This window comes from Bacteroides sp. HMSC067B03 (genome assembly GCF_001811315.1).
GTDB classification, from domain to species: domain Bacteria; phylum Bacteroidota; class Bacteroidia; order Bacteroidales; family Bacteroidaceae; genus Bacteroides; species Bacteroides faecis.
The window spans coordinates 223,014-232,155 of record NZ_KV804357.1; the positions used below are offsets into that span (position 1 = coordinate 223,014).

Here is a 9,142-nt window from a genome sequence, read left to right on the forward strand (position 1 = left end):
ATGGCAAAAGATTATAGATTAGAGAAGCGGAAATTTGTTATCGGGGGTATTGCTTTAACTATTGTGTTGATTTATCTGATACGCCTCTTTGTCTTGCAGATAACGACAGACGACTACAAGAAAAATGCCGACAGCAATGCTTTCCTGAATAAAATTCAATACCCTTCGCGGGGAGCTATTTACGATCGTAACGGCAAACTGCTGGTGTTCAACCAACCGGCTTATGATATCACCCTCGTTCCGAAAGAGGTGGAAAATCTGGATACACTCGATTTATGTGAGTCGTTGGGTATCACCCGTGCCCAGTTCCTCAAGATTATGAGTGATATGAAAGACCGCCGCCGCAATCCGGGATATTCCCGCTATACCAACCAGCTTTTCATGTCGCAGCTTTCTGCTGAAGAGTGTGGCGTCTTTCAAGAGAAACTGTTTAAGTTTCCCGGTTTTTATATTCAGCGGCGTACGATCCGGCAATATTCTTACAATGCGGCTGCCCATGCTTTGGGAGATATCGGTGAGGTATCTGCCAAGGATATGGAGGCGGATGAAGAAGGATATTACATTCGCGGAGATTATATAGGAAAGTTAGGTGTCGAGAGATCTTACGAGAAATACCTGCGTGGAGAAAAAGGAGTGGAGATTCTGCTGCGTGATGCTCACGGACGTATTCAGGGACGTTACATGGATGGAGAGTATGACCGTCCTTCCATTCCCGGTAAGAACTTGACATTGAGCATGGATATTGATTTGCAGATGTTAGGTGAACGGTTGCTGAAGAATAAAATCGGAAGTATTGTAGCTATCGAGCCGGAAACCGGAGAAATCCTTTGTCTGGTATCATCGCCGAACTACGACCCGCACCTGATGATTGGTCGCCAGCGTGGTAAGAATCATCTGATGCTGCAACGTGATAAGCAGAAACCATTGCTCAATCGTGCGTTGATGGGAGTCTATCCTCCGGGATCTACTTTCAAGACGGCGCAGGGATTAACCTTCCTGCAGGAAGGAATCATTACGGAGCAAAGTCCTTCTTTCCCCTGTTCTCACGGCTTCCATTATGGACGTCTGACGGTGGGCTGTCATGCTCATGGTTCGCCTTTGCCTTTGATTCCGGCTATTGCGACTTCTTGTAACTCTTATTTCTGCTGGGGATTATTCCGTATGTTCGGCGATCGTAAGTACGGCTCTCCGCAGAATGCCATAACGGTCTGGAAAGATCACATGGTTTCTCAGGGATTCGGCTATAAATTAGGAGTCGACTTACCCGGAGAAAAACGTGGTCTGATACCTAATGCTCAGTTTTATGACAAGGCTTATCGCGGACACTGGAATGGACTGACGGTGATCAGTATCTCTATCGGACAGGGCGAAATCCTCTCTACCCCTCTTCAGATAGCTAATCTGGGAGCAACAATCGCTAACCGCGGACACTTTACTGCGCCGCATATTGTGAAGGAGATTCAGGATGCGCAGTTAGACAGTATTTACCGTCATCCGCGCAACACTACGATAGAACGCAGACATTATGAATCTGTAGTAGAGGGAATGCGTGCTGCCGCTACCGGAGGTACTTGCCGCATGCTGTCCGTAATGGTTCCGGACCTTGAAGCCTGTGGAAAAACGGGAACGGCACAGAATCGGGGACATGACCATTCTGTGTTTATGGGTTTCGCTCCGATGAACAAGCCTAAGATCGCTATCGCCGTTTATGTGGAGAATGGCGGATGGGGAGCTACTTATGGAGTACCGATCGGTGCATTGATGATGGAACAATATATGAAAGGGAAGTTGTCACCGGAGAATGAGTTAAGAGCAGAAGAAATCAGTAACAGAATCATCTTATATGGTAACGAGGAACGATAGTTTGTGGAAAACATTGGATTGGGTAACGATTGGTATCTATCTGCTTTTGATTGTCGGCGGATGGTTCAGCGTTTGCGGTGCGAGCTATGACTATGGCGATCGTGACTTCCTTGATTTCTCTACCCGTGCCGGAAAACAGTTCGTATGGATTATCTGCTCCTTCGGGCTGGGGTTTGTTCTGCTGATGCTGGAAGACCGGATGTACGATATGTTCGCGTACATTATATATACGGGGATGATTGTGCTGCTTATTGTCACCATCTTTATAGCGCCGGATACGAAAGGATCGCGTTCGTGGCTGGTGATGGGCCCGGTCAGTCTGCAACCCGCCGAATTTGCCAAGTTTGCTACGGCGCTGGCACTCGCGAAATATATGAACTCATACTCATTCAGCATAAAGAAAGAGAAGTGTGCTTTCGTTTTAGGCTTCATCATTCTGCTTCCGATGCTTTTGATTATCGGACAACGGGAGACAGGCTCGGCACTGGTCTATCTTGCATTCTTTTTGGTGCTTTATCGCGAGGGTATGCCCGGAGTAGTGCTTTTTGCCGGTCTGTGTGCGGTGATTTACTTTGTTGTCGGCATTCGTTTCGACGAAGTTTTTATAGCTGATACTCCCACACCTTTAGGAGAATTTATCGTGTTGTTATTGATCCTGTTGTTTGCCGGAGGAATGGTCTGGGTGTACCGTAAAAAGTGGGAACCTACACGGAATATCATCGGGGGAAGTCTGATTATTCTGCTTGTTGCCTATTTGATATCTGAATATGGGATACATTTTAGCCTGGTATGGGTGCAATGGGGGCTTTGTGTCATTGTGGTAGGCTATTTGCTCTATCTGGCATTGAGAGAACGTCAGCGTTCCTATTTCCTGATTGCTCTGTTTGCCATCGGCTCTATCGGCTTCCTGTATTCCAGTAACTACGTATTTGATAACATCTTGGAATCCCATCAGCAAATCCGTATCAAGGTTGTACTTGGTCTGGAAGAAGATCTGACAGGAGCGGGATACAATGTCAATCAGTCAAAGATAGCCATTGGCTCCGGAGGCTTGACCGGGAAAGGATTTCTGAATGGAACACAGACCAAGCTGAAATATGTACCCGAACAAGATACTGACTTCATATTCTGCACAGTAGGAGAGGAGCAGGGATTTATCGGTTCGGCTGCTGTCCTGTTGGCTTTCCTTATATTGATTCTGAGGCTGATTGCTTTATCCGAGCGGCAGACTTCCACCTTCGGACGTGTCTATGGATATTCGGTGGTCAGTATTTTCCTTTTCCACCTTTTCATTAATGTGGGTATGGTACTGGGGCTGACTCCGGTGATTGGCATTCCTCTGCCGTTCTTTAGCTATGGAGGCTCTTCGTTGTGGGGATTCACCATCTTGCTGTTTATCTTCCTGCGACTGGATGCCGGAAGAGGCAGAAGGCTTTAAAGACGGATTTATTCTTTTTGTCTTTCGATTCGGATACCGACGTCATTGAGTCCGGTTAACTTCTCATCCTGCATTCCGTGCATGATTTTGATGGTATAGTTTCCGGGATGCAGCGGGCGGACGGACTTGACAAAAACAACTGTCTGATAAATGCTTCCCCATCCATTTCCCAGCCATCTTCCTGTCGTATCTGCCAGATTGATTGCTATCGTGTCGGTACGCCACACGGTAGAGTCAAGAAGATTCTCTTGGATGAACAGGTAAAGGTTGTGGTAAGGATATTCACTTCTGTTGCGCACTTCCGCGAATAATCTGAGTGTAGCAGGGATGCTGTCTGTAACAGGACACTGAAAAGAGAGTGTATCACTCTTTGCCCATCCCTCGTTGGGCAGGGACTGGTAAGAGTGATACACGGTATTTTCATTGCAGGCTGCCATGAGGCAGACACCGAGCAAACAAAATAAGTTATTCCTGAGCAGGCTTCTCATTATTTTGCGGTTTCTCTTGATTCGGATTTCTTTCAGGTCTCGGAGCACGTTCCTGATGGGGCTGCTTTCCTTGTTCCTGTGATCGTTCTTGATTCTGCGGGCGTTCCTGTTTCGGCTGGCGTTCTCTATTTTGCGGACGCTCTTGGTTGGCCGGACGTTCCTGATTCTGGGAACGTTCCTGATTTTGCGGACGGTTCGGATTTTGTGGACGCTCTTGATTCTGTCCTCTTTCCGGACGTCTGTTTTCATTATTTCGTCCTTGGTTCTGTCCTCTGTTCCGGTTATTATTATTTCTCGGGCGATTGTCTCTGTCTCCTTTTTCCCCTCTGTTTCCGTTTTCTGACGGTTGCGGACGGTTTTCGTTTTCTCCTCTCTGAGGTTGTTGCGGACGATTTCCACCTTCAGCCTGTGCCTGCGGGCGGTTATCATTGTTTCCTTTTCTTTTCTTCTTATTCCGGTTAGCGTTGTTTCCTTCCTTGTTGCTCCGGTTGCGGTCGAAGCGGGTGAGACTTTCCTGTTCCAGCAGGTCTGTCGGCTTTTTGGGTTCTTGCTTGACTTCAGCTTCGAGCAGACTGTCGGGCTTCATTCCCTTCTTGTTCATGGCAATGACCTCGAAAGCACGTTTTCCGCTGATTGTAACCAGATTGGCAGGGAAGTTCTTATCTGTCGAGTAAGAAACCTGATTGCTCAGGATATCAGCTTTGAAGAAATAGAAAGTGCCGTCTTTCGTTTCCAATTCGATTTCTCTGGAAGGAAGACGTTTCTGGGCTTCCACATAGCAGTCTACCTCATAGTTCAGACAACATTTTAGTTTGGCGCATTGTCCGGCAAGCTTTTGAGGATTCAGTGAGATATCCTGAAAGCGGGCAGCGCTTGTAGACACCGATACGAAACTCGTCATCCAGGTGGCACAGCAAAGCTCCCGTCCACAAGGACCGATACCACCGATACGTCCGGCTTCCTGTCGCGCACCGATCTGTTTCATTTCAATACGGACGCGGAAAGCTTCGGCAAGTACCTTAATCAGCTGTCGGAAGTCCACACGTTCATCAGCGATGTAGTAGAAAATAGCCTTGTTGCCATCCCCCTGATATTCTACGTCACCGATTTTCATATCCAGATTCAGGTTCAGTGCAATCTGGCGGGCACGGATCATGGTCGCGTGTTCCTTTGCTTTCGCTTCGTTGAATTTCTCCATATCCACCGGCTTGGCTTTTCGGTAGACTCTTTTTATTTCCGCATCCGTCTTGAAGTTCGCTTTCTTCATCTGTAGCGGAACAAGTCTTCCGGTCAGGGTCACTACACCGATGTCATGTCCGGGAGCAGCTTCCACGGCAACAATATCTCCCTTTTCCAGTTTGATTTTATTGCTGTTGCGGTAATAGCCTTTCCGGGTATTTTTAAATTGCACTTCCACCATATCACACTCTTCCGCATTGCCCGGTATGTCTGCCAGCCAGTCGTAAGTGTTCAGTTTCTTATCTTGTCGGGAGCATCCTTTGCAGCAAAGACCGCCACTCCCATTATGAAGCTTATATTCCATAGTTTATATATTTATTATTGCTTCAACAGTACGATCATCTTCAGAGAGAAGTCGAAGAATACCATCTTGGCATTTACATTTTGTTCTATATGCAGTTGCGCTTCGCTCAGTTCATCCATGATGCCCATCACGTTTCGTTCGTTGACAAAAGGGGCAAAGCGAGAGGCGAAATTTTGTTCATTGATTGTCATATACGTCAGGTCACGCTGATGCAGGTTGAATATGAAGTTCTCGCGAATCATACGCTGGCAGTATTCCAGAAAGTTCTTCTGGCGTTCACGTCCCATGCCGGCAACCTGTTCGCTCCATAGTTTCATTTCCCTGATTTTCCGTTGATAGGACAATCGCATCAGGCTGACAAATAAGTCGAAGAATAACTGATTCTCTTCGTTCAGATGAATGGTTTCCAGTGCTTTGATGAAGTTTCCGTTTGCCAGGTGGGCAATGGAAAGACTGTCGGCAGGCTGGATGCCATATTTAGTCTGTAATATCCGGTCGATAGCCGGTTCGTCAATTTTTCGCACGTTCATGCGCTGAGTACGGCTCAGAATGGTGGGCAGAATCATTTCCGGAGCTTCCGATACGAGCAGGAAGATGGTTTTCTCCGGCGGCTCTTCAAGCAGTTTCAATAGTTTGTTGGCGCATACCGGATGCATCTTTTCGGGTAGCCAGAGAATAGTGATCTTGAATCCTCCTTCGCTCGATTTGAGGCTGAGCTTTTTCAGAATCTCGTCACTCTCTTTCGCATAGATGATGGCCTGTGCATTCTCGGCATCCATTTCTCTCAGCCAATGATTCAGGTTGAAATACGGATTGTTGAGTACGAATTGTCTCCAGTCCGCAATATAATCGTCGCACACTTCCCGTTTTCCTTTTGAGCTTTTCACGATAGGGAACACGAAATGTACGTCCGGGTGTACCAGTTTGTTGAATTTCACACATGACGGACATGCTCCGCAGGCATCCGTTTCACCTCGGTTGGTGCAACTGATGTAGCGTGCATAAGCAATAGCCAACGGCATTTTGCCGACTCCTTCGGGACCACAGATGAGTTGGGCATGCGGTATGCGCCCTTCACTCACTTCCTGAATGAGCCGCTGCTTGATTTCTTCTTGTCCGATTACGTCTCTGAAAAACATGTCAATAAATGATTTTAGCCACTTCTTTGATACTGTCCACTGCTCCGATGGAGTAGAAGTGGATACTCGGCACTCCATGTGCCATCAACTCCTTGCATTGGGCGACGCACCATTCGATGCCTACTTGCTCGGCTTCCTTGTCATTCTTGCATTTCAAAGCCTCTTTCACCAAATCTTCCGGCAAGTCTACTTTGAATGTCTTGGGTACCATGCTGAGTTGAGATAACTTCTTGAATGGCTTGATGCCCGGAATGATAGGTACATTGATGCCTGCTGCCTTTGCTTGTTCTACAAATTCGAAGTATTTCTTATTGTCGTAGAATAACTGTGTCACTGCATATTCGGCGCCTGCTTCCACTTTCTTTTTCAGCCAGAAGAGGTCGGACTCGATGTTGGGGGCCTCTTCATGTTTCTCCGGATAGCAAGCCACACCGTAGGAGAACGGGCTGTTGGTTACTTTCATTTCCGAACCGTCGACAAAGATTCCCTTATTGAAATTGTTGATTTGCTCTTGCAGTTCGATCGCATGATGGTATCCGTCTCCTTCGGGAGTGAATACTGACTCATGCTTGGCTTTATCGCCCCGGAGTACCAGCAAATCAGTGATATTCAGAAATTGCAGGTCGAGCAGTACATATTCTGTCTCTTCGCGGGAGAAACCGCTGCATAGTATATGCGGCACTACCGTGATATTATATTTGTTCTGGATAGCGGCGGCTACGGCAACAGTCCCCGGACGTCTTCTCAGCCGGTTTCGTTGGAAAAGTCCGTTACCCAGGTCTTTGTATACGTATTCGCTGCGGTGCGTGGTGATATTGATATATTTCGGATCAAACTCCCGAAGGGTATCGACAGTCTGATACAGCTTTTCGATGCCTGTACCTTTCAGAGGAGGAAGGATTTCGAAAGAGAAAGCTGTTTTTTCGCTGTTATGTATTAAATCAATTACTCTCATTCTTTTTCGTTGATGTTCGTTGTCTACTTGAATTAAACGTGCATATTGGGACAAAAATACGAAAAAAGAAAGATTTCTTCTTGATTTGTTTGAAAATAGTTTGGTTTTTATCGCACTATTACGTAAAAGTGGGGATGGATAAATAGAACGGACTCTTATTTATAGTGTTCTAAGATATTCTCCAGAGCGATGATCTTGTCATTCCGCAGGTACTGCATGTCTATGACCGGAATGTAACTATATGGAATAAACTGTAACAGTCGTACGGCTGCAAATTTCTTATCAGCCGACATGAGGACATCCAGACGGAGGTTTCCACCCTTTTCTTTCTTTATGTTGAAACTGTTGGAAAAATTCCCGGATTCAATCATTTCTTTCAGTGATTCCATATACTTCAGATTGAATGAATAGTTCTTCTCTTTGACAACACTTTTGGTTGGCAGGTATTTCATTTCCTTAGACCGGAATTTGAGTTGGTATATACCTATAGCACAGATTAGTATGCATGTGATAAGATATAAAATGTTGCCCGATGAAATCTCATCTATATTAAGTAGAACTGCTTCGGGCAAGTGAGAGAGTCCTATTAGCAGGATGAGTACTCCAATGATCGTTTTTTTTACGTTCACTCGTTTTCTGATATCTTGATTGGATAATCTGTCTGTTTTTGATAATTGATTTTGCATAGTCCCTTCATTTGATATGTTAATACTTATTATATCTACGCACTTGTAGATAAGTGCGGTTGCAAATGTAGAGGGAATAAAATGAAATCTGCTGTTCCAATCCGGATAGAAATTGTTCAAAAGGAGTTTAAAGGAATATAAACTTTTGTGCGTCTTTGATGTGTGTATATGAAAAAGGCAATCTCAGCGAAGGAATGTCTTTTAAGATTCTCTTTTTAAGATTGCCTTTTACTCACTTTCTACTGGGTGGGAAATTACTTTTCGAGAAATGATTTTTTCATTCTGGCAATGTCAGTCAGGTAATCCTGAAGATCTTGCTCATGTTCTTCTTCTTCGGCAAGAATATGTTTTGCAATATCACAGGTGGTGAAATCTTTTCCATTAGTGAAGTCGGCAATTTCTTGATAACGTAGTATTGCGCAACGCTCAGAAGCTACATTATCTTTCAGCAGACTTACAGAATCAAATCCTTGGGGAGCATCATATTTACATCTTGCCAGTTCGAACCATTTCTTCGGGTCCAATACGGGTACTCCTTCCAGTTCGATAATGCGGTCGGCAAGCAGTTGCGCATGTCTGCGTTCTTCTTCTGCATGTTCTTCGAACTCGCCTTGTACGTCTGCACGCATAGCGCCTTCTACTACTAATGCGCCTACCCAATACTGGTAGTATGCCAGCCATTCTTCAGACAATGCTGCATTCAACTGTGAAATCAAGCTTTCTACATCCAGCTTTCCTTGTAAGATTTTTACGCTTTCTCTAGCCATAATTTAAAAGTTTAGGTTACTATATTTAAGTTCGATATGTAACAGACAGGAGATGTTTTTGTTTGGGGCTCATGTAAGTTTTAACAGACTGATTTTCTTTTTGGTCTGCTCATACCTCCCAATCGTTTTTTTTGTTTAATCTCTTTTTGTTGTATGTGTAAACTGTCTCATTTATAACTTGAACTTAGGATTTCTCTCTAAGTGAATTAAGTATAGGTTTTGCTCCCACGCTCTCACTTTTTGCTTGTATCGGTTTATTCATC

General features: G+C 45.2%; 8 protein-coding genes. 2 read left to right on the plus strand and 6 right to left on the minus strand.

Annotation, left to right across the window (positions count from 1 at the left end; genetic code table 11):
* Positions 1-1,863 carry a penicillin-binding protein 2 gene (gene mrdA, locus HMPREF2794_RS12740; RefSeq protein WP_055270965.1) on the plus strand — a complete coding sequence of 621 codons (1,863 nt, stop codon included), beginning with the start codon at positions 1-3 and terminating at the stop codon, positions 1,861-1,863.
* Positions 1,844-3,301: a rod shape-determining protein RodA gene (rodA, locus tag HMPREF2794_RS12745; RefSeq protein WP_055270963.1), complete on the plus strand. Its 1,458-nt coding sequence runs from the start codon at positions 1,844-1,846 to the stop codon at positions 3,299-3,301. The genes mrdA and rodA overlap by 20 nt, the downstream gene beginning before the upstream one ends.
* A gap of 8 nt (positions 3,302-3,309) precedes the next feature.
* Here rodA and gldH read toward each other — a convergent pair whose 3' ends face one another.
* The 6 genes from gldH to HMPREF2794_RS12775 all read right to left on the minus strand — a co-directional run bounded on the left by gldH (position 3,310) and on the right by HMPREF2794_RS12775 (position 8,879).
* Positions 3,310-3,789 (minus strand): gliding motility lipoprotein GldH, encoded by a 480-nt coding sequence (gldH, locus tag HMPREF2794_RS12750; RefSeq protein WP_055270961.1) that lies wholly within the window; start codon positions 3,787-3,789, stop codon positions 3,310-3,312.
* Positions 3,767-5,332 carry a regulatory iron-sulfur-containing complex subunit RicT gene (gene ricT / locus HMPREF2794_RS12755; protein ID WP_055270959.1) on the minus strand — a complete coding sequence of 522 codons (1,566 nt, stop codon included), beginning with the start codon at positions 5,330-5,332 and terminating at the stop codon, positions 3,767-3,769. The genes gldH and ricT overlap by 23 nt, the downstream gene beginning before the upstream one ends.
* A gap of 14 nt (positions 5,333-5,346) precedes the next feature.
* On the minus strand, positions 5,347-6,471 hold the full coding sequence (locus tag HMPREF2794_RS12760) for a DNA polymerase III subunit (RefSeq protein ID WP_010536459.1): 1,125 nt from the start codon (positions 6,469-6,471) through the stop codon (positions 5,347-5,349).
* A gap of 1 nt (position 6,472) precedes the next feature.
* A complete protein-coding gene (gene metF, locus HMPREF2794_RS12765; RefSeq protein WP_010536460.1) occupies positions 6,473-7,426 on the minus strand; it encodes a methylenetetrahydrofolate reductase [NAD(P)H] in 954 nt (317 codons plus the stop codon).
* Positions 7,427-7,581: 155 nt separating this feature from the next.
* Positions 7,582-8,055 carry a hypothetical protein gene (locus HMPREF2794_RS12770; RefSeq protein ID WP_246839607.1) on the minus strand — a complete coding sequence of 158 codons (474 nt, stop codon included), beginning with the start codon at positions 8,053-8,055 and terminating at the stop codon, positions 7,582-7,584.
* Between the two features lie 311 nt (positions 8,056-8,366).
* Positions 8,367-8,879: a ferritin-like domain-containing protein gene (locus HMPREF2794_RS12775; protein WP_010536462.1), complete on the minus strand. Its 513-nt coding sequence runs from the start codon at positions 8,877-8,879 to the stop codon at positions 8,367-8,369.
* Positions 8,880-9,142 lie beyond the last annotated feature (263 nt).

Coding starts and splice junctions, on each gene's coding strand:
- mrdA (WP_055270965.1), top strand. CDS start 1: ATGGCAAAAGATTATAGATTAGAGAAGCGGAAATTTGTTATCGGGGGT.
- rodA (WP_055270963.1), top strand. CDS start 1,844: ATGGTAACGAGGAACGATAGTTTGTGGAAAACATTGGATTGGGTAACG.
- gldH (WP_055270961.1), bottom strand. CDS start 3,789: ATGAGAAGCCTGCTCAGGAATAACTTATTTTGTTTGCTCGGTGTCTGC.
- ricT (WP_055270959.1), bottom strand. CDS start 5,332: ATGGAATATAAGCTTCATAATGGGAGTGGCGGTCTTTGCTGCAAAGGA.
- HMPREF2794_RS12760 (WP_010536459.1), bottom strand. CDS start 6,471: ATGTTTTTCAGAGACGTAATCGGACAAGAAGAAATCAAGCAGCGGCTC.
- metF (WP_010536460.1), bottom strand. CDS start 7,426: ATGAGAGTAATTGATTTAATACATAACAGCGAAAAAACAGCTTTCTCT.
- HMPREF2794_RS12775 (WP_010536462.1), bottom strand. CDS start 8,879: ATGGCTAGAGAAAGCGTAAAAATCTTACAAGGAAAGCTGGATGTAGAA.